The organism is Algoriphagus sp., assembly GCF_039969895.1.
In the GTDB taxonomy this organism is placed as follows: Bacteria; Bacteroidota; Bacteroidia; order Cytophagales; family Cyclobacteriaceae; genus Algoriphagus.
The window spans coordinates 61,457-84,070 of the sequence record NZ_JBDVMZ010000025.1 but is presented as its reverse complement, the minus strand read 5'-3'; the positions used below and the strand labels follow the sequence as shown (position 1 = coordinate 84,070).

Below are 22,614 nucleotides of genomic sequence, written 5' to 3'. Positions count from 1 at the left end.
AAATAAGGTAAATTAAATCTCTAATTTTTTGCGATTATGAGATTTGCTGACTTTCCATTTTTACGTTACCTCCCGTTTGTTTTACTGGGGATTTTCTGGGGTAAATCACTTTGGACTCCATCATTTGTCTGGCTGCTTGCCCTGCTGTTTTTTGTTTGGCTAGCTTACTTGGCCACTGTTTATTGGATGGCGAGTCGAAAATCAACTTTCCAGCCTAGCTATTTGGCTTATCTGACTTTGCTAATTTTCGGTGCACTGCTTGGCTCGTTAGAGCAAAACCAATCGCAAAGTTTGTCCGATCTCTCCAGTGTCGAATCTTATCTGGCGGAGGTCACGATGTATGATCAGCAGAAAGCCAATTCCTTCGAAAACTTACTGGAAGTAAAATCTAGTTTTAACGCAGGGAAATGGGAGGACGCGAGCGGCAAGGTGTTAGTTTATCACCAAAGTGTCCTGCCTTTTGAGCCCGGGCAACTTCTTCTGGTGAATAAAAAACCAGAGACGATCCTGAGTCCTACAAACCCCGACGAATTCGATTACAAGGCATTTTTGGCGAGACAGGGCATTACGTATAGGCAGTTTTTAGGTAAAGATTTTCATGTTATCGACTCAATTCCCAGCAAACGACTTGAATACTTTTTAGTGCACCTGAGGTATGCTATAGGTGAGATGCTGAAGGCGAAGATTCCTGATGTGAAATCCGAGCAAATCGCTTTGGCTTTACTTCTAGGGCAGAAAAAAAACCTTGATCCTAGTATTCGCGAAGCTTATACTCAGGCTGGAGTGATGCATATTTTGGCGGTTTCAGGACTTCATGTTGGAATCATCTATGCCTTGTTTTTGCTGATTCTGAAGCCGCTAAAGCTCAAGCGGGAAAAAGCAAGACTTTATCTGTTACTGGTCATTTTGATCATCTGGCTTTACGCTTTTCTGACTGGCTTGTCTCCGTCGGTAGTCAGAGCCGCTACGATGTTTTCGCTACTCACCTTAGGTCAAATGCGGGAGCGACCTCCTTCGGTTTATAATATTTTGGCATTTTCAGCCATTCTGATGATCACTTTCAATCCGGACGTTATCTTCGAAGTGGGATTCCAATTATCCTATTTAGCGGTTTTGGGTATAGTGATGCTTTATCCTATCATTTTAGATTTGTGGTTGCCCCGATCCAAAGCGCTGGAATATATCTGGAAAACAGCTTCTGTAAGTATTGCAGCTCAGTTGGCTACTTTTCCACTTTCTATTTACTACTTCCACGTTTTTCCTACTTACTTTTTGCTGGGTAACCTTCTCATTTTGCCGCTTGCCTTTATCATCATGCAGGTAGGCGTGCCACTTATGATCTTAGGCTGGATTCCGGGTTTGGGAGAGATTTTAGGCTGGACGCTGAGTGGGTTGATATGGGCTCAAAATTGGATTGCGGAGACTATTCGATTGATTCCCGGAGGCAAAATCGATAGACTGACAATGGATATGTCCGGGATGATTTTTGTGTGGGCAATGCTTCTGATATGGACTTCCTGGAGATTTGGTCCCAAAAGAAAACTGACTTGGACTGCACTGACGCTATCGTTTGCTCTGGTGGGATTTCAGTTATACCTGGAATTGCAAACGCCTAGCAAGGAGCTGATTGTTTACCAAGGAAAAAAAGCTCAGTTGCTAGATTTCTCCATTTTTGGGCAAAATGTTTATTCCTGGAATCAGGGGCTAGCAGGTGAGGAAATCAGCTTTGGGGTGGATCCGCATCGTGTTCAAAGACATTGGCCGCAAGTTCCTGAGGAGCTTTCAGCCTATGAACTTGACTCAGGACAGCTTGTGTTTGTCGGAACTGATTTTAGTTTTCTGCCTGATGAGCCGGCGCTATATTTTTCTTCCCCTCCTAAATCAATTCATTTTTGGTCGGATGGTGCCTGGAATGATTTGCCAATTACCAGTCGATTAGCGGTGGATTCTCTAGCTTTCCGAATACTTTTCTGACTTTGATTTTGCAAAGCCTGCTATTGAAACTAACTTGATCCCAAACCCAAATAAATAAGCAAATGAGTGTTGTATTGACAGAGATTAGCGATAGAATAGGAATCATAACACTGAATAGACCTGAAAAGCGAAATGCACTTGGGCCTGACTTGATTGCAGGTTTGCACTCGGCTTTTGAAGCGATGTCTGCAAACGAGGAGGTGAAAGTCATCGTCCTGAGATCTACTGGTAAGGCGTTTTGTGCAGGAGCAGACTTAGCTTATTTGCAGCAGTTGCAGGATTTTTCTTATGAGGAAAATCTAGCAGATAGTCGCAGGTTGATGGAGTTGTTCCGGTTGATTTATTGCTTGCCAAAGGTCGTGATTGCTGAGATTCAGGGTCATGCTTTGGCTGGAGGATGTGGGCTAGCGACGGTTTGCGATTTTGCTTTTGCCGTTCCTGAGGCGCTTTTTGGATACACAGAAGTGAGAATCGGTTTTGTGCCATCTCTGGTTTCTGTCTTTTTGACCGAGCAAATCGGTTACGCTAAAACTCAGGAGTTGCTACTCTCAGGGGAATTTATTTCCTCTGCCAAAGCCGCTGAATTGGGACTAATTACTAAAGTAGAAGCTGCTGAGTTTTTAAGAGAGTCGGTACAAGAGTTTGCGACAAAGCTGGTCACGCAGAATTCTGCCTTCTCTATGAGCAAAACCAAAACACTTTTGCGGCAGCTCAATGAAAATGAAAGGAATAAATCTCTGGATCTAGCAGCGGAAACAAATGCCAATGCAAGAGCTCATGAAGATTGTAAGAAAGGAATTGCAGCCTTTTTATCTAAAACTTCGCCTGATTGGTAGATGCTAAATCGAGCGACTGAGATCCTTCATCAGGTATTTGGACATACTGACTTTCGGCCTGTCCAAAAAGAAATTATCCAGTCCGTGCTGAATGGGGTAGATACGCTTGCGCTTTTGCCAACCGGTGGCGGAAAATCGCTCTGCTATCAGATTCCCGGATTGACGTTGGATGGGATTTGTTTGGTCGTGAGCCCACTCATTGCCTTGATGAAGGATCAGGTGGATGCTCTCAGGTCCAAAGGGATCAAGGCAGCGGCGATTTACTCCGGGATGAGCTATCGGGAGATTGATCGCACGCTGGACAATTGCATTTATGGGGATTATAAATTTCTTTACGTTTCGCCAGAGCGACTGAAAGCCGAGCTTTTTATAGAACGCTTTCGGCAGATGAAGGTCAATCTCATCGCCGTTGATGAAGCACATTGTATTTCTCAATGGGGTTATGATTTCCGCCCACCTTATCTGGAGATCGCGTTGATTCGGCCATATCACCCCAATGTCCCAGTCTTGGCGTTGACTGCCTCGGCTACGCCCCAAGTTTGTGCGGATATCATGGAGAAGTTGGTGATGAAAAAACCTGCGGAATTTCATCAGAGTTTTGCCAGGAAAAACCTCAGCTATTCTGTACGACTGGTGGAAAATAAGTTGGAAAAAGGATTGGAGATACTCAATAGAATCGATGGAACTGCAATTTGGTACGTGAGGAATCGCCAAGGAACACAGCAGATCGCCAAAGCCCTTACCCAGATGGGGATCTCTGCGGCTGCTTATCACGCGGGACTTTCTATGCAAGATCGGGCTAAACGCCAGGAAGCTTGGATGAAAAATGAAGTGCGCGTGATGGTGAGTACCAATGCCTTCGGCATGGGGATCGACAAGCCGGATGTGCGAGTGGTGATCCATAGTGATCTACCAGAAAACATAGAAAATTACTATCAGGAAGCAGGTCGGGCAGGACGAGATAGGGAAAAAGCCTATGGTGTTTTACTTGCCAATAAGCAGGATTTTGAGACCATACTATCCCGTGCCGAACTGGTTTATCCGCCTATTGAATTTGTCCGTAGAGTATATCAATGTCTTGCGAATTACTATCGGATAGCGGTGGGGAGCAATATGCTGAGCAGCTTTGATTTTGAATGGAGTGAGTTTGCAAACACCTATCAGTTGGGTGTGCTGGAGACCTTTCATGTGTTGAAACTATTGGAAGAAGAGGGTTTTATAGGCCTGAGCGAAAGTTATTATTCGCCTTCCAAGGTTCATTTCACTGTAGATCCCTCCAGGTTGTATGAGGTGCAGATTGCTTATGCCAAGCTAGATCCCGTAGTGAAAATCATGCTACGAACCTACGGTGGAAATGTGTTTTCCGAATATGTCAAGATCCAAGAGTCAAAGCTGGCCAAATCGCTCAATATCCAAGAATCCGAGGTAATCAAATCGCTGAAGCAGCTGGAGAAGCTGGAAGTGATGGTCTATGATCAGCGGAAGGATAAGCCGCAGATCACCTTCTTGACTCCGAGGTACGATGCCGGGAAAATGCCACTCAATTTTAAGCGCATTGAGCTGAGGAGGGCATTGACACTGGAGAAGGCTCAACGCATGGCCAATTACGGGCAACAGAAGAGGGTTTGTCGCACCCAGTTTATTCAGGAATATTTCGGAGAACAGACAGATCAGCAATGTGGCGTGTGTGATATATGTCTTTTGCAGCGCAAAGCAAAGCAGCCTGAAACAGCAGAAACAAAACTTAGAAATAAAATTCTGGAAACTTTAAGCGAGGCAGGGGAGTTGACAGAACGACAGCTTTTCGAAACAATTCGATTGCCATTAGCCGAAAAAAACCTTAGAGTTTTGCGCATTTTGCAAGATCAGGGATATATTACACTTCTTGCTTCTGGCTGCTACACCATCATTTCTCATGAGTAATTTTCTCGACGATTTATTCAATAAGGTTTTTAAGACTTCAGGTAAAACTCCAATTTACCATAAAGAAAATATCGTCTTGAAAGAGGAGGAATTAGCTGATGCGATACGCTGGATGGAGTCGGCAGAAGGATTGGGAGTATTTGCACGCATCTCAAAATCCTATCATTTCAAGACTATACAAATAGAGGAGCATCCTCAAGTTCATATCATGAACTCCAAATATGCCAGAGGTTTTGCGGTGAGCTATGATGAACCTTTGGACCAACAAACATTTTCCTTGCTTTTCTTGGCTTTTGCACAGCGAGTTTTAGCTTTGGGATACAGGCAGGTGAGTCTGGATAGAAAAATAGAAGAGATAAACGAGGTGGTGAAGGTGACCGACAAGTTCTATTTGAAGCCACCTCTAGCCGCCTGGGTAGGTGAGAAACAGCTCTCTCAACTCTATGGTAATATTTCGATTGAAAAAATCACGATCAATAACCAACCAAGTTATATCAAGGTGTTGGCCTCGTTCTACTCAGATAGACAATACCAAGACCCTCAACCATTCGATCAATTTATAGATCATTTATTAGAAGCAACTTCATGATGGATAGAAATAACTTAAAAAAACAACTAGCAAGATATCGTACACCATATGAAGAAGAAGCCAGCTTTATACAGGATTTTTTAGAGTTAACTGATGATGTGGACGCTTATCAAAGAGCTAGGCTAGCGGGTCATTTCACCGCATCAGCTTGGATCGTGAATCGAAAGCGTACTCATACGCTACTTACTCTCCATCGCAAACTGGGAAGATGGCTGCAACTAGGCGGACACGCCGATGGCAATGAGAATCTACTCGAGGTGGCGATGAAAGAAGCAGAGGAAGAGAGTGGCCTAAAGAGCTTGGAATTTGTGGACAAAACTATTTTTGACATAGACAAGCATATTATCCCGGAAAGGCCGCATGTGCCAGAGCATTTTCATTTTGATGTACGCTACATTTTGGAAGCAGATCTCTATGAGCCCTTAATCAAGAGTGATGAGAGTATTTCATTGGCTTGGGTGGCTTTTGACTCGGTGCAGGATGTGATAGGCTACAATCCTTCCATCCTGAGAATGCTAGAAAAGACCAGTAAATCTGAAATTTTACTTTGATGCAAAAGATTGATCCCCGTCAGCTGAAGTCAGAGATGACTTTTTGTATTCCTATCCAAGTCAAATTCTCAGATATAGACGGCTACCTCCATGTCAATAATGGGATTTATTTTAATTACTTTGAGCATGCCCGAGGTGAGTTTTTAATGAAACAATGCAACTGGGATATCATGGAGTTTGGTGCAGTGGTGGCGCGTGTGGAAATGGATTTTATCCGCCCTATTCATCTTGAAGATGAGGTAGAAGCATGGTTAAGTTGTACTAGATTAGGAAAAAGCTCCTTTGATTTGGAACAATACCTCGTAGGGAAAACCAAGGAAGGAGAAGAGCTGGTTTTTGCCAAATGCAGGTGCACGGTAGTATCGGTGGATATCCATACCAAACGGCCAAGCCCACTACCGGAAATCTACAGGGCAAAACTTCAGCCCAATTCCTGATAAAAAGGAGGTATTCCCTATCTTTGCCCAAAATTTAAGCTGTGAAAAAACTTTGGATAATTACCGTGTTACTTGCGGGACTGATGGGGTGTAGCCCGAGCGAAGAGGAATTAGTCCAAGCTGGTATCCAGCAGATGGACGCCCAGAATTGGAAAGAAGCAGTCAGCTACTTTGACCGTGTGCTGGAGATCAATCCTGCAAACGGAACTGCACTCAACGCCAAGGGGGCAGCCCTTTTTCAAGAAGAAAAATTTCAGGAAGCTATACCCGTTTTCACGGCAGCTATTGATGCAGATTCTGCCAGTTATAAGGCTTGGTTCAACCGTGGAAATGCCAATTTGAAGCTCGAAAACTTCAAGAATGCAGTGTCTGACTATAATATGGCAACGGTCCTGGATCCTTCCCAAACCGATATTTATTACAACCGTGGCCTTGCGCTACTGGGCCTGGAAGAGTACGAGGACGCGCTATTAGATTTTGATCAAGCGCTCCAAGTGGAACCCAATCAAGCACTCGTTCACTTCAACCGCGGCAAAGCCCAACTTGGCAATAACGATCCTGGAGGAGCGATGCAGTCGCTGACTGAAGCGATTAATCTAGACGGGAAAAACGCCGCAGCTTTTTACCTGCTGGGAGTGACCAGAATGTCTGCTTTGGGTGATGCCGAGAAGGAAGAAGGCTGTGCTGATCTGAAGATGGCGCTACAGTTGGGTTACACGGAAGCCAAAACTTGGATTGACGATTTTTGCGAGTAAAATGGCAGAGATAGGAAAGGACATATCACGCGCGAAAAAGACGCTTGAAGCTGGGGGATTGGTGGCTGTTCCCACTGAGACCGTTTATGGTTTGGCTGGAAATGGCCTAGATCCCGGGGCAGTTGCTTCTATTTTTGAGGCGAAAAACCGCCCAAGCTTTGACCCCTTGATTATTCATGTCTCCTCCTATTTAGAGATTGAAAAATATGTCACAGTCATTCCTGCTCAGCTTGGGCAACTTGCGGAGCGTTTTTGGCCTGGGCCTTTGACATTATTGCTACCAAGAAAAAGCAGTATTCCCGATATTGTGACTTCAGGTTTGGACCGGGTGGCTATTCGGGTACCAGATCATCCACTGACGTTGAAGTTGCTAGCGGAAGTGGATTTTCCTCTGGCCGCTCCTAGTGCAAATCCCTTCGGATACATCAGTCCCACTTCTCCTGCGCACGTAGAGGCACAGTTGGGAGAGCGGGTTTCTTACATTTTGGATGGGGGGAAATGTAAGGTAGGTTTGGAAAGCACGATCGTGGGAATGGAAGGTGAAGCTGTCGTGATCTATCGATTAGGAGGTTTGGAAATATCCGAGATTGAAGACTTAGTGGGGCCAGTAGTTGTAAAAAGCCATAGCAGTTCCAATCCTCAAGCGCCGGGATTGCTTGAAAGTCATTATGCGCCTACCAAGCCGTTTTTCATTGGAGATCTGGATGAGTTGATATCCAAATATCTAGGTCAGGGAGTTGATTTTGCGGTACTTTCCTTGGATAAATCTTTTTCTGTTCTTCCTTTCCGAAATCAAATTGCATTAAGTAAATCCGGAGATTTAAAAGAAGCTGCCACCCATCTTTTTGCGGCTATGAGAACCTTAGATGAGTCAAATGCTGAAGTGATCTTGGCAGAGTGGATGCCTGAGGCAGGACTCGGGCTAGCCATCAATGATCGATTAAGGCGAGCTGCCGCCATCGGTTAAAACTTATTTTAAGAGGGTTTAAGGAAATTGATCTTGTTCGAAAGTCGATTTTTGCCGTAATCTTTAATAAATTCACCCCTGACTTTTACCTATATAATTTATCAAAAGCTATTAACCTTACTATGAACTCTAGAATCAAAAATGTAGATAATCTAAGTTTCGAAGGCAAAAAAGCACTCGTAAGAGTGGACTTCAATGTGCCTTTGGACAAGGACATGAATGTAACCGACGACACCAGAATCCAGGCTGCCTTACCTACCATCAATAAGTTATTGAATGACGGAGGAGCGGTGATTTTGATGTCGCACCTTGGCCGACCTAAGGGAGGACCAGAGGACAAGTATTCATTGAAGCATATTGTAGTTACACTTGAAAAAGCGTTGGGAAGACCTGTGAAATTTGCTCCAGACTGCATTGGTCGAGAGGCTGAAGTTCTATCCGAAGGATTGAAGGCAGGTGAAGTTTTGCTTTTGGAGAATCTTCGTTTTCACGAAGAAGAAGAAAAAGGAGATAAGGATTTTGCGGAAAAGCTGTCCAAATTAGGTGATATCTATGTAAACGACGCCTTTGGCACAGCTCATAGGGCTCACGCTTCAACGGCCGTGATTGCTCAGTTTTTTAACGATAAAGTTTGCGGATACTTGATGCTTTCTGAGTTGGAAAATGCAGATAAAGTCTTGGGCAATGCGGAGAGACCATACACCGCAATCATGGGCGGTGCCAAAATCGCTGATAAGATCTTGATCATCGAGCAGTTGCTGAACAAGGTCGATACGTTGATAATCGGTGGAGGAATGTCCTATACTTTTGCAAAAGCGCAGGGAGGAACTATCGGTGATTCATTGCTGGAAGAGGATAAGTTGGATTTTGTGCTGGAGTTGATGGAGACAGCCAAAGCAAAAGGCGTGAACTTGGTTCTCCCGGTAGATACGGTGATTTCAAAAGCATTTGCCAATGATGCCGAACAAGGTTTAGCCAATAAAGGGGAGATTCCTGACGGTTGGATGGGTTTGGATATTGGGCCAAAAACTGCGGAGCTTTTTGCAGCAGAAATCATGAAGTCAAAGACTATCCTTTGGAATGGCCCGATGGGTGTATTCGAAATGTCATCCTTTGACAAAGGAACCAAAGCGGTGGCTGAAGCAGTGGTAGCAGCTACCAAAGCCGGCGCGTTTTCGTTGATTGGTGGTGGTGATTCCGCCGCAGCAGTGAACAAGTTTGGCTTCGGAGAGGACGTTTCTTTTGTTTCTACTGGAGGCGGAGCATTGCTAGAGCATATGGAAGGCAAAGTACTTCCTGGAGTAGCGGCTTTGGAGCCTTAATAGATGAAAGACCTTCGAGCTTACTACAGTCACGAAGGTCTTTAATATTTTACCACGAAGCGCCAAGGAAGGCACAGATAACATTGCCTCTTTGTTCAGTCCGCCATTCAGAATTCATGTTTCTGAATGGCGGACTATTTATTTATAAGTCTATCAAGACAGGAAATAAAAATGCTGCTTCCGCAGAAGCAGCATAACACAGGGTAATGATGAATAATGCATCCTGAACATTGAATGATGAAGATTTTTAAATCTAAAACTCAACTTCTACTAGTACTGGAAAATGATCTGAAGGGTACTTTTTTCCATAATTATCGGTCAGAATTCCATGTCTAATCACATGTATATCGCCTTTGACAAAGATGTGATCGATGATTCCATCAGGCATTTTTTCCCAGTCAAAACCAGTGAAGGTTCCAGCGGGGCCATAGGCAGAGATAGAGGAGATCAGTCTGCTGTCCTGCCACTGTGGGTTGCTGACGATGGTGGTATAAGCGCCGTCTGTAGGGGTGACATTGAAGTCGCCTAGCAATAGGGCAGGGGCATTTTCGGTAGTGATTTTGGCTACTTGAGTCATTACCAATTTGCTACTTTCCTCGCGAGCCTGTACGCCTCTATGGTCATAATGCACATTGAATACGTAGAAGGTTTTGCCTGCTTCATCTTTAAATTTTCCCCAGGTACACACGCGATTCAGTGCTGCATCCCAGCCTTTGCTTGGCTTCTCGGGAGTCGGCGAGAGCCAGAAGGTTCCCTGATCCAACAGTTCAAACTTGCGCGGGTTATACAGAATCGCAGCATATTCGCCTTTGTCAGTTCCATCGTCTCGCCCCACCCCTATGAATGAATAGCCCAGCTTAGAAGTCAGGTCAATCAGTTGGTTGTGCAGGGCTTCTTGTACGCCTAAAAGCTCAATTTGATGAAACTGAATCAATCCCGCCACCTGCGGTAATCTGTCTTGCCATAGATTTCCTTCATCAGTTTGATTGGCATATCGGATATTGAAGGTGGCGAAATTGTGTGTTTGAGTTTGGGAATAAGCGTTTAATCCTATAATGAAAAGGAAAAGTATTATACCGGATTTCAAAAGATTGCAATAGATTGTTTTCATGGTTTGAGAACTTATTCTTCAAAAATGGTTTATGTAAATGAATTTGAGCTTTAATTTTAGGAATACCAAGATGAAGCACCAAGACTTTGTAATTCAAATTTCAGAAGAATCATCTCACACCCTGCATCAAGCACCCTATAACGCTATCACATGAAAACCATTTATCCAAAAGACCTTTCCACGCCAGAATTTCATGCTTTGCTACAAGGAGCTATAGCGCCTAGACCTATTGCTTTTGCCAGTACGGTGGATCAGGCAGGAAATGTCAACCTGAGTCCCTTTAGTTTTTTCAATCTATTCAGCACCAATCCAGCGATTTTGATCTTTTCTCCCTCTAGAAGAGTTCGTGATAATACCACCAAGCATACCTTGGAAAATGTCTTGGAAGTGCCGGAAGTGGTGATTCACGTGGTTCATTTTGGGATGGTAGAGCAGATGTCACTGGCAAGTACAGAATATGCAAAAGGAGTGAATGAGTTTGAGAAAGCTGGATTTACCCAAGTGAAATCTAATGAGGTGAAGCCACCCAGAATCAAGGAAGCTCATGTGTCCTTTGAGTGCAAGGTGAATGAAGTCAAGTCACTAGGTAGTGAAGGTGGGGCAGGGAATTTGGTGATTTGTGAAGTTCTAGTCGCGCACGTGAATGAGGCGATCTTAGACGAGGCCGGTGTGATCGATCCTCGGAAATTGGACGCAGTGGCCAGACTAGGCGGTAATTGGTATAGTCGGGCAAGTGGAGCCTCGCTTTTCCAGATCCCAAAGCCATTGCGAACGCTGGGAATTGGGATAGATCAACTGCCGCTAGCCGTGAGAAACAGTTCGATTTTGAGTGGAAATAATTTGGGGAGATTGGGAAATGTGGAGGAAATTCCCTCTGAAGAGCAGATTGCGATTTTTGGGAAAAGCGATGAAATTCAAGAGATGAGAGTTCGCTTCCAGCATGATCAAGATTCGATGGTGGATCATTTGCATCTCTTGGCCAAGGAGGCACTGGACGAAGATGATGTGGAACGAGCTTGGCTGATATTGATGCAAGAGGGTTTTGGCGATCAGTAGATAGTTTTAGTGATTAGTATGTAGGATTAAATCGCAGATTGGTATAATTCACCCTCAGGGAAAAGCCAGGAATCCTGGCACTGTTGAGGTGGAATTGATGGCAGCGATTAACCTAGGATTTTGAAAATCGGGATAGTTGGGCTTCGACTTTATTCAGGCTTACTGATTCTAAAAACCTTACTCATACCATTTAGGACGAAAAATGTTTTGCCCTTATGAGTCAACAATGATTAACCACTTCAGGATTTTTGCAAACTCTCCGTGTCTTTGGCTCTCTGCCAGAAACTCTGCGCTCCTTGCGGTTAAAAAATTTTATGAGGAATAAAAAAAGCGGCCTGAGCCGCTTTCTTTATTTGATAGTGATGTCCTGTGGCATCCGGACTTGGATACCTTCGTAGGATTTAAGTTTTTCTACCTGCTGGTATAGCTTATAGTTTTCACCCAATTGACTTTTCAGAACTCTAACCTGAACGTTGTTTCCAAGATCCTCCATTATTGTTTCGAACCATGGTTTTTGAGTAGGGTAATACACTACGCGATAATCATCTGTCGCGCCAATTCTAGCTGCCGCTAACTCGATAGTCGTATTTAGTCCGCCTAATACATCTACTAAACCTCTTTCTTTGGCTTGATTTCCAGTCCAGACTCTTCCTGAAGCAACTTCCTTCACCGCCTCAGGCGACATTCCTCTTCCCTCCGCTACTCTGGAGATGAATGTCTCGTAGCCGTCTTCTACAGTTCCTTGGATGATATTTCGCTCCACCTCGGTCAATGGTCTGGTAGGATTCATGAAGTCTGATAATTCGCCAGTTTTGACAACATCTACCGTGATACCCAATTTGTCGTTTAGCAATTCCTGCGCGTTGAACATCATACCGAATATACCAATGGATCCCGTGATGGTATTTGGCTGGGCTACGATGGTATCCGCTGGGGCAGAGATGTAATAACCTCCAGATGCAGCTACTTCACCCATGGATACATAGAGCGGTTTTGCTTTTTTGGCTTCTGCCATCTCTCTCCAGATCACCTCAGATGCGATCACTGAGCCTCCTGGAGAATTCACTCGTAAGATGATTGCTTTGATATTGTCGTCTTTACGGGCTTTCCTGATTTCTTTCGCAAATCTATCGGAGCTAATAACACCTGAGGCATTTCCTCCGACGATTTCACCTTCAGCGATGATTACGGCTATTATATTTTTGGAAGTGAGATTCTTGGATTTGGCAGCAGAATTAAGGTCGGTTGCATTAATAGTTTCGATATCGTCATCTTCCTCCACGCCAAGCTTTTCTTTTAGCTTCGCTAGCACCTCATCAAAATAGAGCAACTCAGTGGCCAGTCCGTAGCTCACAGCATCCTGTGGCTTGCGAACAAGCATGAGGTCATTGATTTTCTTCAGACTGTCATAAGGAATGCCTCTTGATTCGGCTACTGATTTAAGCGCAAACTGATTCATGTCATCCAGAAAGGATTGTGTTTGAAGTCTTGCTTCTGGACTATTTTCTTCCAGGATAAAAGGCTCCACAGCAGACTTGAATTCGCCTACTCGGAAAATTTCAGGTTGTACACCCACTTTTTCAAAAAGTCCTTTGAAGAAAATTCCTTCTGAAGAAAAACCGTTGAATTCGATGCCTCCCAGTGGATTTAGATAGATTTCATCCGCTACAGAAGCGATGTAATAGCCACCCTCAGTATAAGCTTCGTCATAGGCAACGATGAATTTGCCGGAAGTTTTGAAGTCAACAAGTGCTTCGCGGAGTTCCAGCAAACTAGCCTGCCCGGCCATAATCAAGCCTGTATTTAGGTAAATACCCTTGATGTTGTCATTGGTTTTTGCTTCTCCTATGGCTTTTTTCAGGTTTATCAAACCAGCATTCATGTCTTGGCCAAAGGGATTTCCAAATAGGGATAAATCCAAATCATCCTCCGTGGTACGTTCTACGATTATTCGCCCATTTAAATCCAGGTGCAAAACGGAATTTTCGCTTACAGAAACTTCTTCTGACCCGCTAGATGACGCCACGATTCCAATCAGGCCTAACATAAGTAGCATACCGAGTATGCTGAAAACAAAAAGACCAACGATCACCGCCAGTACATTTCCTAAGAATTTCATAAGCTAAATTATTTGAGGCCTCAAAATAACCTAATTTGGGGCAGGTTTACAAAAGCAATAATACGGATACAATGGTTGAAAAAGTTGTTTTGATTTTGGGAGGAAATAAAGGGGATAGAAACTCACTACTCCGAGCTGCGGTGGAAGCTGTATCCAAGCATGGGGAAGTGGTACTTATATCTAAAGTTTATGAAACGGAAGCATGGGGAGGCGTAGCCAAGGGGGCTTTTTTGAATCAAGTGCTTCAGATTGAGACACATTTATCGCCTATGGAACTTCTCGCTTTGATCCAACAAACTGAAAAAGATCTGGGAAGAAAACGAGCTGAGCCCTGGGGTGATCGAACGATGGATATTGATATTATTTATTTTGGTGAACAGGTGATTGAGACTTCCGAACTTAAAATACCACATCCATTTTTGGCGGAGCGGAAATTTGTACTCGTGCCTTTGGCGGAGATATTACCCGAGTTTATACATCCTGTTTTGGGAAAAAGTAGTTTAGAATTGTTGGAGGACTGTGAGGACAGGAGTGAGGTGTGGGAGTTTTTAAGTGGTGAGAGGTGAAAAGTTTCTAGTAAAAGGTGAGTGGTAAGGTTTGAAAGTAGTAAAATGTGGAAGGTGAAAAATATAATTAATGCGATGCATTACTATTATGGTGCTGAGCTGTTGATAAGGAGAGGATGCAGATACATTAAAATCCTTAAAAACTCGAAGGTTCAGACCAGCTGCCCATTTGATGGGAAAAAGGTTTGAACCTCCGTTTTTCTATTATTTCATCTCCTACACAACAAGCTAAATAGCGAGGAATCTCACTACAAAGTTTGTGGTAAAGATAAGATTATAAGCAAAGCGCTGAGACGTTCCGCCGCCGCGCCGTTGCGAGAAAACTTTACGTAACTAGGGTTAAAGCCCCGATACCTCAGCTTCAGGATGGATTTTTTTCACCAAACCTTGAAGAACTTTTCCTGGGCCACATTCTATAAATTCTACTGCGCCGTCCGCAACCATGTTCTGTACGGATTGAGTCCATTTCACCGGGGCTGTCAGTTGTGCGATAAGATTTGCCTTAATCTCTGAAATCTCAGTCACGGCAGTCGTACTGACATTTTGGTACACTGGGCAGCTTGGGGTGTGGAAAGTGGTGGCTTCGATTGCCTTCTGCAATTTCTCACGAGCAGGTTCCATCAGTGGGGAGTGAAATGCTCCACCCACGGGAAGAGGCAAAGCACGCTTGGCTCCTGCTTCCTTCATTTTTTCGCAGGCTAGTTCTATTCCTTTATTAGAACCAGAGATCACCAACTGACCTGGACAGTTATAGTTGGCTGGCACGACCACTTCTTCAGAAATACCGGCACAGATTTCTTCTACTTTCTCGTCGGCTAACCCTAAAATCGCTGCCATCGTAGAAGGGTTGATTTCGCAGGCTTCCTGCATAGCCAGTGCCCTTTGATAGACTAGGTTTAATCCGTCTTCGAAAGCCAGCGCTCCGTTGGCAACTAGTGCGGACAGCTCACCTAAGGAATGGCCAGCTACCATATCCGGTGCAAAATCAGGAGTGGTCTTAGCTAAAATAACGGAATGAAGAAAAACTGCAGGTTGAGTGACATTGGTTTGCTTCAGCTCTTCTGCAGTGCCCTCAAACATGATGTCAGTGATACGAAAACCTAAAATTTGATTTGCTTGCTCAAATAATTCTTTAGCCTGTGGGTTTTCATTATAAAGTTCTTTTCCCATTCCTGGGAACTGGGCGCCTTGGCCCGGAAAAACAAATGCCTTCATTAACTAGTGTTTTTTGTTCGGGGCAAATATACGGGTTTTCCCAAAGTCAGCTTTATACGTTGCGATCAGTGGGGAAGCTTAATGCCGGTTTGAGCAAGGGTGTCTTCCGAAAGAAATTTGGCTTTTTCGGCAGGCGTAGGCAATCTGCAGGTACTTTTCTTCCCAAACCAGCGATATCGGTTGGTGCCGATCCAATTGTAAATGGGGTCTCGCAGGAATTTTGGGAGAAAAATAAGTGGGTATAAGACTGGCCAAAGTCCGGATAAATGCTTTGCGATTTTGAGTGCGGCGGTACTTTTAAAGTAGATTTTTTCTTGCTCCACTAGTACTATAGAGTCTAAGTAATCTTCTCTGACATCATAGCGCGAGAGTATTTTTTGACTTAAATCCTCTTGCAATGCTCCCACTAAGAATTTGTCATTGGTGTCTCGCTGGATGACAAAATCAATGGAAGCATTACAGAGGTTACATACCCCATCAAAGAAAATGATGGATTTCGGCGCGATCATCTTAGGAGTTGAATTGATCCTTTAAGAGTTTGATTTGCCTTGGCAGGATCAAGTACATCGAAAACAACGTTGCCAGAATAATAGTAGGTACCGGCAGGAAGTTCATTGCCATTCTTATCTGTACCATCCCAGCGAATAAAGATGTCGTTTTCTGTGGATTCTAGGCTATTATAAGTGAATACCTCTACTCCCCATCGATTCACTATCACGATATCTACTCCTACTACAAACCGTGGACACTGAGAGAATGGATTGTCAAAAGCCATGAAGGTCTCGTTAAATCCGTCACCATTAGGAGTGAAGGCATTTGGCAAGAGGTAGTTAGGGCAGTTTTCTACGCAGACCACATTGCTAGGCTCCGATTCATTCCCTGATCGGTCTATAGCTGTGATGTAATAACAACCTCTGTAAGTCGCCAGATTACGAATGGTAGTGGATAGATTCAAAGAAGAAAGTTCTGCTATAAGTTCAAATTGGCTGTCTTCGCCATTGGAAGTATAGTATAATTTATACCCAGCTAGTTCGTCATCACACTCACCCGAGAAATCCGGAACCCAGCTTAGGTCATGCTCATAAGTCGCATTACTGCAAGGCAATTCTGCAAGATATGCGGAACATTCAGGACCTTCGAATGTCAAAACTGGAGGACATGGCAGTCTGTTGTCATCAGGCTTGGCGCAGACGATTTGTGATTTATTTTCCAAAGGATATTCAAGTCCCGCCACATTATAGGATCCTTTTGTGATCACATAATAACAATACTCAATCTCCTTTTCCAGAGGTATTCCGTTGAAGCTCCCATCGTCCAAGAAGGTGAATCCGCTAGTAGTAACATCTACATCTGCTATTTTGACAAAAGTGCTTTCATCTGCTGCGGCGGCATCGGTTCTATTTCTATAAACCTCATGTTTGAATTGGCTGACCGAATTGTTCCAAGGAACAGTAAATTGCCAGTTGACCTCAATCGCCTGATTGATGATAGTGAGCTCAGTCCAGACCGAGGATGCCTTTGATGACGTGTCAATTCGCGTATTTCTGTCTAATAATACCACCTCATAATTATAGACTAAATTTTCAGTGTTGAGACCTGTGTCAGTGAATAAGGTGTCCGCGGTGATGCCTAGTGATGTTCTGTTGGCATTGCCTGTGAAGCCATTACTTCGGAGCAGTTCATAGGTAAATGGACCAGGAAATTGTACCCTATCGATGTCATACGGAGGTGTCCATTTGACAAAGATTTCGCCGGTCGTTGGGTCTGTTTCCTCAACACTAACATTTGTAATGATAGGCACATCCACGTCTATAGTGACACATATCTCCTGAGAGACGATGCTTTCCCCAAGTCTTGGCTCTGGGTAAGCAGCCACCAATCTATAGCAATAGGTATTTCCGGGAGCTAGACCTTCGCCTCCATTCGTATCGATGAAATCTAGCGTCTGCATATTGGTAGTTCCTATCAATTCATACCCTGCTCTTATTCCTGTCTCACAGCTGTCAGGTAGGTAAGGGTCTGAGTTTATTCTTCTCCAGACTTGCATTTCATTTGCTGAATTGGCGCATACGTAAGGATCCCAATTCAATTCTACAGATCTGCCCGGCATCTGCTCGATTTCATCGAACACAGGAGGAGGTCCCACTACTTTGATTCTCCATGTTTTGATGTCCACTAGGGAGGGACCCGAATTAGGATCATCGGTGATTCTCACTCTTACTTCATATTCTCTTGCTCTCACATGGTTGCAGACAGTTTGCCAGTCGAAATTCACAATTCCTGGTGTGGACTGAAATACTGCTTCTGGCGAGTAGGTAGCAGGCGAAGTAGTGATTTCAACAGGCTCTCCGAAGATTTCGATTTTGATAGGGTCGCCGTCAGGATCTTGCCCTTGGATGATTTCTTCGATTTTGGTTCCAGCTTCTACGCAAAGGTCTGGTGGTAATATCAACTCTGGCCTTCTATTATTAGAGTTTTCGATAATGATTTGCATATCTCGGACGACATATCCAATCAATTCCCATTTCCCATTAAGTTTTCTATACTCTTTGATTCGAAAGGCTACGTTGAACTGCCCGGCAGTCCCGGGAGCATCCCATATCAAATCGCCAAAAATGGGATCTAATCTCAAAAATGCAGGTGTAGTTCCATCTTCCTGACTGAAGCTGAATTCTGGAGCAGCTGGGCTTCTGTAGTTATTGACTGGTCTTTGAAAGGCTTGCTTTGGCACGTCCATTTCATAGGCTAAGCTGTCTCCGTCAGGATCATAAGCACCTGGATTGTGAATGTAACGCACATTTACAGCGCCATTGTCAACTGGGGGTATGGTCAATACCGGAGAATTGTTTACTCCAATAAAAGGGTCAATGGTAATTTTAGTCTCTACATAAAAAGGGGTGTCCACCGAATTGTCCATGTTCAGCGTTCGGTCATTTCTGTTGAATTCTTGGAATCGAATGGTATAGGTCCCTGGGCCTTGAAAAGTGTGAGTGATCACAAAAGTATTTTTCTCAATCAGATTCCCTACATCCTCCACAAAGCTAAAATCACTTTCCGTGTTCAGTCCATCGACAATTCTACCGTCTCCAAAATTGATTTCACCTGGGCCGAAAATTACATTAGATCGGGTGTCGGTATAGCCTACCACAGTGATTTTATATGTCAAATTTTGAACAGAAACCCGCTCAGCGATGATTTCACCAGCTCTAATGTGTGTGGCCCAAGCTTCAGAAATTCCAGCAAGTAGGAAGATTAGAAAAAGTCCCAGGGTGATTTTAAGCTTCATATTGGTCAAGTTCATTGTTGGGGAGAAATAGAATGTACGAATTTATCCTCTTTTAAGGTTTTCACTATCATTCTCTTCTGATACGAATTAAATGGAAGTAAGTAGAAAATCCAGCTAAAATCAAACATTAAATCCTGTCATTTAGTTATTGACACATAGAAAACGCTAATGGAAGAAGTCTATTTAGAACTGATTGAAATAACAGAAGTGTTTTTGAATGGATTGTTTCGTACCGGTTCCAAATGTAAATTTGGCGGTATTAATCAATGATTTCGTTTTAAATCTAATCGCAAAAATTGTATGAGCTGGGTTACAAAAACCTTGAGTAGCACACTGGGCAGGAAACTGATTATGGCATTGACCGGTCTTTTCCTGATTCTGTTTTTGACAGGTCACGTATCAGGTAATTTATTGTTGTTTAAAAATGATGGGGGAGAGGCATTTAACATTTATGCCAAATTCATGACCACCAATCCAGCGGTAAAATTGCTTTCTTACTTGACCTACATTTCGATCATAGGTCATGTGATCTTTTCTATATGGCTAGGCAGACTGAATAAAGCTGCGCGTCCGATAGGTTACGGTGTATCTACTCCGCCTTCCACTACCTTTTCCTCTAGGAATATGGGGATCTTGGGTACGATCATTTTGATTTTCCTCGTCGTTCACATGCAGAGCTTTTGGGCTCAGATGCATTGGGGAGATCTTCCTATAGTGACCTATGATGGTGAGCAATACAAGGATTTATACAGCATCGTTTCCTTTGCTTTCCAAAACGAATTGATGGTCATAGGATATGTGGTAGCCATGGCTTTCTTGGCATTTCACCTGTCACATGGGTTTGCCAGTGCATTTCAGACCTTAGGTCTAAACCATGCGAAATATTCTCCAGCCATTGCGGTGATCGGGAAAATTTATTGCATTCTGGTTCCAATCCTCTTCGCCAGCATGCCAGTTTATATCTATTTCACACAGAGCTAATCAGTCCCTCATGATACTAGATTCAAAAGCCCCAATTGGCCCTTTAGCCGAAAAGTGGACTAAACATAAGTTTAACAGTAAGCTGGTGAACCCGGCGAATAAAAGAAAATACGAGGTGATCGTAGTAGGAACTGGCCTTGCCGGAGCTTCTGCTGCAGCATCTCTTGCAGAATTGGGTTACAAAGTGAAAGCATTTTGCTTTCAGGATAGCCCTCGCCGTGCACACTCTATCGCTGCACAGGGCGGTATTAACGCTGCTAAAAACTATCAAAATGACGGTGACTCGGTATTCAGATTGTTTTACGATACCATCAAAGGTGGTGATTACCGTTCCCGAGAATCCAATGTGTACCGTTTGGCAGAAGTATCTGTCAATATAATTGATCAGTGTGTGGCGCAGGGAGTTCCTTTCGCCAGAGAATATGGTGGATTGCTAGCCAACCGTTCATTTGGTGGAGCGCAGGTATCCAGGACTTTCTATGCTAGGGGCCAAACGGGACAGCAGTTGCTTTTGGGTGCTTATTCAGCCTTGAGCCGTCAGGTAGCCAATGGTAAAGTGAAACTTTATCCTCGTACCGAGATGATGGATGTCGTGACTATCGACGGACATGCTAGAGGTATTGTGACCAGAAATCTGATTACAGGTAAGATCGAAACTCACGCTGCACATGCAGTTCTATTATGTACTGGTGGTTATGGGAACGTATTTTTCCTTTCAACCAATGCGATGGGATCAAATGTGACCGCTGCTTGGAGAGCGCACAAGAAAGGCGCATATTTCGCCAATCCTTGCTATACACAGATTCACCCTACTTGCATCCCTGTATCCGGAGATCATCAGTCCAAGTTGACCTTGATGTCTGAATCACTGAGAAATGACGGTCGTGTATGGGTACCAAAAACAAAAGAAACGGCTGAGAAACTTCGCAAAGGAGAAATCAAGCCTAGAGATATCAAGGAGGAGGATAGGGATTACTACTTGGAGAGAAAGTATCCTTCCTTCGGTAACTTGGTTCCTCGTGATGTGGCTTCTAGAAATGCCAAGGACGTTTGTGACGAAGGTCGCGGCGTAAATGAAACTGGCCAGGCGGTATTCTTGGATTTCAGAGATGCTATCAATCGTGACAGCGAAGATGCGATCCGTGCGAGATACGGCAACTTGTTTGACATGTATCAGCAGATCACAGGTGAAAATCCTTACCAAACTCCAATGAAAATTTATCCTGCAGTTCACTATACTATGGGTGGACTTTGGGTTGATTATAATTTATCTACTACCGTTCCTGGGCTTTATTCCCTAGGAGAGGCAAATTTCTCCGATCACGGAGCGAACAGATTAGGAGCTTCCGCTTTGATGCAAGGTCTGGCAGATGGATACTTTGTGATTCCTTATACTATCGGGGATTATTTGGCACAGATCGGCCCAGCACCTGTGGATACCAATCATCCTGAATTTGCGAAAGCCGAAAAAGGCGTGAAAGATGCTATCCAGAAGTTGTTAAGTATCAATGGAACCAAAACTGTGGATCATTTCCATAAAGCTCTAGGACATATCATGTGGGAATACTGCGGTATGGCTAGAAATGCAGAAGGTTTGACCAAGGCTAAGGGTATGATTCAGGAGCTTAAAAAAGAGTTCTGGAAAGATGTGAAAGTGCTAGGTGCAAATGAAGAATTAAACCAGACCTTGGAGAAAGCTAGCCGAGTTGCTGATTTCTTAGAGTTGGGAGAATTGATGATTGACGACGCGCTCAATAGAAATGAATCTTGTGGCGGTCACTTCAGAACAGAATCTCAAACTCCGGAAGGAGAAGCACTTCGAGATGATGAGAACTATGCTTACGTTGCAGCTTGGGAGTTTATGGCGGAGAATTCTCCTGAAACTCTGCACAAAGAGCCGCTTGTGTTCGAAAACGTGAAGCTGACTCAGAGATCTTACAAATAAATTCAAGACTTTAATTCATAGCTATTAATTATGAAACTGACATTAAAAATATGGAGACAGAAAAACGCCAGCGATAAAGGCGGTTTTGTCACCTATCCTATAGATGGAATTTCCTCTGACATGTCATTCCTAGAGATGATGGATGTCTTGAATGAGGAACTTGCTGTCAAAGGAGATGATCCAGTGCACTTTGATCACGATTGCCGTGAAGGCATCTGCGGCATGTGCTCACTTTATATCAATGGTCATCCACATGGCCCGAAGCAGACGACTACCTGTCAACTTCACATGCGTTCGTTCTCTGATGGCGATACCATCACGATCGAGCCTTGGAGAGCTGCGGCTTTCCCGGTAGTGAAGGATTTGGTGGTAGATCGTGGATCTTTCGATAGAATTATCCAGGCAGGAGGCTATGTGTCTGTGAACACCGGTGGTGTTCCTGACGCGAACGAGATTCCTATTCCAAAGAGAATTGCGGATGAGGCATTTGATTCTGCTACTTGTATTGGTTGTGGAGCTTGTGTGGCAGCCTGTAAGAATGCCTCTGCGATGCTCTTTACCTCTGCGAAAATCTCTCAGCTGGCCATGCTTCCGCAGGGTCAGGTGGAAAGAATGTCCAGAGCAGAGAAGATGGTCGCTCAGATGGATGCAGAAGGCTTCGGAGCTTGTACCAATACTGGTGCCTGCGAAGCAGAATGTCCTAAGGGAATCAGCCTGACAAACATTGCTCGTATGAACAGAGAGTATTTCTCTGCTTCAGTGAAGAGCGAGAATGTCTAATTGAATTACGAATTCCTAAAGAATGAAAAAGCCGGCGAGAGTCGGCTTTTTTTGGTTTTGGGGAAAACAGGGGAGGCGTTGTTTATATCTTTTCTATATTTAACTAAAGGAAATATATCATTAGTGGATATCTTTCCAAATAAGGATAATATCACCTATAGGAGATATATACATGTTAGCGTGCATGCTAGGAAACTGATA

The 22,614-nt window shown here is 43.9% G+C and carries 19 protein-coding genes; 14 read left to right on the top strand and 5 right to left on the bottom strand.

Annotation, left to right across the window (positions count from 1 at the left end; translation table 11 throughout):
- The first annotated feature begins 36 nt into the window (after nucleotides 1-36).
- The 9 genes from ABJH64_RS17970 (at nucleotide 37) to ABJH64_RS17930 (ending at nucleotide 9,354) form a co-directional block, all read left to right on the top strand.
- Nucleotides 37-1,974, top strand: a complete 1,938-nt coding sequence (locus tag ABJH64_RS17970; RefSeq protein WP_348277285.1) for a ComEC/Rec2 family competence protein — start codon at nucleotides 37-39, stop codon at nucleotides 1,972-1,974.
- 62 nt (nucleotides 1,975-2,036) lie between these two features.
- On the top strand, nucleotides 2,037-2,810 hold the full coding sequence (locus tag ABJH64_RS17965) for an enoyl-CoA hydratase-related protein (protein WP_348277286.1): 774 nt from the start codon (nucleotides 2,037-2,039) through the stop codon (nucleotides 2,808-2,810).
- Nucleotides 2,811-4,733 (top strand): ATP-dependent DNA helicase RecQ, encoded by a 1,923-nt coding sequence (locus ABJH64_RS17960; protein WP_348277287.1) that lies wholly within the window; start codon nucleotides 2,811-2,813, stop codon nucleotides 4,731-4,733. It begins immediately after the preceding gene.
- The gene (locus tag ABJH64_RS17955; protein WP_348277288.1) at nucleotides 4,726-5,322 is read left to right on the top strand and encodes a hypothetical protein; all 597 of its coding nucleotides are present in this window, start codon (nucleotides 4,726-4,728) and stop codon (nucleotides 5,320-5,322) included. Before ABJH64_RS17960 ends, ABJH64_RS17955 begins: the two co-directional genes overlap by 8 nt.
- Nucleotides 5,322-5,873 carry an NUDIX hydrolase gene (locus ABJH64_RS17950; RefSeq protein ID WP_348277297.1) on the top strand — a complete coding sequence of 184 codons (552 nt, stop codon included), beginning with the start codon at nucleotides 5,322-5,324 and terminating at the stop codon, nucleotides 5,871-5,873. Before ABJH64_RS17955 ends, ABJH64_RS17950 begins: the two co-directional genes overlap by 1 nt.
- The gene (locus ABJH64_RS17945; protein WP_348277289.1) at nucleotides 5,873-6,310 is read left to right on the top strand and encodes a thioesterase family protein; all 438 of its coding nucleotides are present in this window, start codon (nucleotides 5,873-5,875) and stop codon (nucleotides 6,308-6,310) included. The genes ABJH64_RS17950 and ABJH64_RS17945 overlap by 1 nt, the downstream gene beginning before the upstream one ends.
- Before the next feature lie 83 nt (nucleotides 6,311-6,393).
- Nucleotides 6,394-7,065 (top strand): tetratricopeptide repeat protein, encoded by a 672-nt coding sequence (locus tag ABJH64_RS17940; RefSeq protein WP_348277298.1) that lies wholly within the window; start codon nucleotides 6,394-6,396, stop codon nucleotides 7,063-7,065.
- 1 nt (nucleotide 7,066) lies between these two features.
- Nucleotides 7,067-8,032, top strand: coding sequence for an L-threonylcarbamoyladenylate synthase (locus ABJH64_RS17935; RefSeq protein WP_348277290.1), 966 nt, complete (start codon nucleotides 7,067-7,069; stop codon nucleotides 8,030-8,032).
- Between the two features lie 122 nt (nucleotides 8,033-8,154).
- A complete protein-coding gene (locus ABJH64_RS17930; protein WP_348277291.1) occupies nucleotides 8,155-9,354 on the top strand; it encodes a phosphoglycerate kinase in 1,200 nt (399 codons plus the stop codon).
- Nucleotides 9,355-9,607: 253 nt separating this feature from the next.
- On the opposite strand, the gene ABJH64_RS17925 is transcribed toward ABJH64_RS17930, so the two are convergent.
- On the bottom strand, nucleotides 9,608-10,465 hold the full coding sequence (locus ABJH64_RS17925) for an endonuclease/exonuclease/phosphatase family protein (RefSeq protein ID WP_348277292.1): 858 nt from the start codon (nucleotides 10,463-10,465) through the stop codon (nucleotides 9,608-9,610).
- 150 nt (nucleotides 10,466-10,615) lie between these two features.
- Between ABJH64_RS17925 and ABJH64_RS17920 the strand changes: the two genes are divergently transcribed.
- Nucleotides 10,616-11,521, top strand: a complete 906-nt coding sequence (locus ABJH64_RS17920; RefSeq protein WP_348277293.1) for a flavin reductase family protein — start codon at nucleotides 10,616-10,618, stop codon at nucleotides 11,519-11,521.
- A 349-nt stretch (nucleotides 11,522-11,870) separates the two neighbouring features.
- On the opposite strand, the gene sppA is transcribed toward ABJH64_RS17920, so the two are convergent.
- On the bottom strand, nucleotides 11,871-13,640 hold the full coding sequence (gene sppA / locus ABJH64_RS17915; protein WP_348277294.1) for a signal peptide peptidase SppA: 1,770 nt from the start codon (nucleotides 13,638-13,640) through the stop codon (nucleotides 11,871-11,873).
- Between the two features lie 71 nt (nucleotides 13,641-13,711).
- Here sppA and folK point away from each other — a divergent pair, with 71 nt between their 5' ends.
- Entirely contained in the window at nucleotides 13,712-14,206 is a 495-nt protein-coding gene (gene folK, locus ABJH64_RS17910; RefSeq protein WP_348277295.1) for a 2-amino-4-hydroxy-6-hydroxymethyldihydropteridine diphosphokinase, read from the top strand.
- 339 nt (nucleotides 14,207-14,545) lie between these two features.
- Here folK and fabD read toward each other — a convergent pair whose 3' ends face one another.
- The 3 genes from fabD to ABJH64_RS17895 form a co-directional block, all read right to left on the bottom strand.
- Entirely contained in the window at nucleotides 14,546-15,421 is an 876-nt protein-coding gene (gene fabD, locus ABJH64_RS17905) for an ACP S-malonyltransferase (protein WP_348299077.1), read from the bottom strand.
- Between the two features lie 65 nt (nucleotides 15,422-15,486).
- Nucleotides 15,487-15,930 (bottom strand): DUF393 domain-containing protein, encoded by a 444-nt coding sequence (locus ABJH64_RS17900; RefSeq protein ID WP_348274305.1) that lies wholly within the window; start codon nucleotides 15,928-15,930, stop codon nucleotides 15,487-15,489.
- Entirely contained in the window at nucleotides 15,927-18,707 is a 2,781-nt protein-coding gene (locus ABJH64_RS17895; RefSeq protein ID WP_348274304.1) for a gliding motility-associated C-terminal domain-containing protein, read from the bottom strand. Before ABJH64_RS17895 ends, ABJH64_RS17900 begins: the two co-directional genes overlap by 4 nt.
- Nucleotides 18,708-19,007: 300 nt before the next feature.
- Here ABJH64_RS17895 and ABJH64_RS17890 point away from each other — a divergent pair, with 300 nt between their 5' ends.
- Genes ABJH64_RS17890 through ABJH64_RS17880 form a run of 3 tightly spaced genes read left to right on the top strand, consistent with a single transcriptional unit; the run spans nucleotide 19,008 to nucleotide 22,413 of the window.
- Nucleotides 19,008-19,688, top strand: a complete 681-nt coding sequence (locus ABJH64_RS17890) for a succinate dehydrogenase cytochrome b subunit (RefSeq protein ID WP_348274303.1) — start codon at nucleotides 19,008-19,010, stop codon at nucleotides 19,686-19,688.
- Between the two features lie 10 nt (nucleotides 19,689-19,698).
- Nucleotides 19,699-21,633, top strand: coding sequence for a fumarate reductase/succinate dehydrogenase flavoprotein subunit (locus ABJH64_RS17885; protein ID WP_348277116.1), 1,935 nt, complete (start codon nucleotides 19,699-19,701; stop codon nucleotides 21,631-21,633).
- A gap of 30 nt (nucleotides 21,634-21,663) precedes the next feature.
- Nucleotides 21,664-22,413, top strand: coding sequence for a succinate dehydrogenase/fumarate reductase iron-sulfur subunit (locus tag ABJH64_RS17880; RefSeq protein ID WP_348277115.1), 750 nt, complete (start codon nucleotides 21,664-21,666; stop codon nucleotides 22,411-22,413).
- Nucleotides 22,414-22,614 lie beyond the last annotated feature (201 nt).

Bases quoted from the DNA above. Each gene is read 5' to 3' on its own strand.
- ABJH64_RS17970 (WP_348277285.1), top strand. From the start codon at position 37: ATGAGATTTGCTGACTTTCCATTTTTACGTTACCTCCCGTTTGTTTTA.
- ABJH64_RS17965 (WP_348277286.1), top strand. From the start codon at position 2,037: ATGAGTGTTGTATTGACAGAGATTAGCGATAGAATAGGAATCATAACA.
- ABJH64_RS17960 (WP_348277287.1), top strand. From the start codon at position 2,811: ATGCTAAATCGAGCGACTGAGATCCTTCATCAGGTATTTGGACATACT.
- ABJH64_RS17955 (WP_348277288.1), top strand. From the start codon at position 4,726: ATGAGTAATTTTCTCGACGATTTATTCAATAAGGTTTTTAAGACTTCA.
- ABJH64_RS17950 (WP_348277297.1), top strand. From the start codon at position 5,322: ATGGATAGAAATAACTTAAAAAAACAACTAGCAAGATATCGTACACCA.
- ABJH64_RS17945 (WP_348277289.1), top strand. From the start codon at position 5,873: ATGCAAAAGATTGATCCCCGTCAGCTGAAGTCAGAGATGACTTTTTGT.
- ABJH64_RS17940 (WP_348277298.1), top strand. From the start codon at position 6,394: ATGGGGTGTAGCCCGAGCGAAGAGGAATTAGTCCAAGCTGGTATCCAG.
- ABJH64_RS17935 (WP_348277290.1), top strand. From the start codon at position 7,067: ATGGCAGAGATAGGAAAGGACATATCACGCGCGAAAAAGACGCTTGAA.
- ABJH64_RS17930 (WP_348277291.1), top strand. From the start codon at position 8,155: ATGAACTCTAGAATCAAAAATGTAGATAATCTAAGTTTCGAAGGCAAA.
- ABJH64_RS17925 (WP_348277292.1), bottom strand. From the start codon at position 10,465: ATGAAAACAATCTATTGCAATCTTTTGAAATCCGGTATAATACTTTTC.
- ABJH64_RS17920 (WP_348277293.1), top strand. From the start codon at position 10,616: ATGAAAACCATTTATCCAAAAGACCTTTCCACGCCAGAATTTCATGCT.
- sppA (WP_348277294.1), bottom strand. From the start codon at position 13,640: ATGAAATTCTTAGGAAATGTACTGGCGGTGATCGTTGGTCTTTTTGTT.
- folK (WP_348277295.1), top strand. From the start codon at position 13,712: ATGGTTGAAAAAGTTGTTTTGATTTTGGGAGGAAATAAAGGGGATAGA.
- fabD (WP_348299077.1), bottom strand. From the start codon at position 15,421: ATGAAGGCATTTGTTTTTCCGGGCCAAGGCGCCCAGTTCCCAGGAATG.
- ABJH64_RS17900 (WP_348274305.1), bottom strand. From the start codon at position 15,930: ATGATCGCGCCGAAATCCATCATTTTCTTTGATGGGGTATGTAACCTC.
- ABJH64_RS17895 (WP_348274304.1), bottom strand. From the start codon at position 18,707: ATGAAGCTTAAAATCACCCTGGGACTTTTTCTAATCTTCCTACTTGCT.
- ABJH64_RS17890 (WP_348274303.1), top strand. From the start codon at position 19,008: ATGAGCTGGGTTACAAAAACCTTGAGTAGCACACTGGGCAGGAAACTG.
- ABJH64_RS17885 (WP_348277116.1), top strand. From the start codon at position 19,699: ATGATACTAGATTCAAAAGCCCCAATTGGCCCTTTAGCCGAAAAGTGG.
- ABJH64_RS17880 (WP_348277115.1), top strand. From the start codon at position 21,664: ATGAAACTGACATTAAAAATATGGAGACAGAAAAACGCCAGCGATAAA.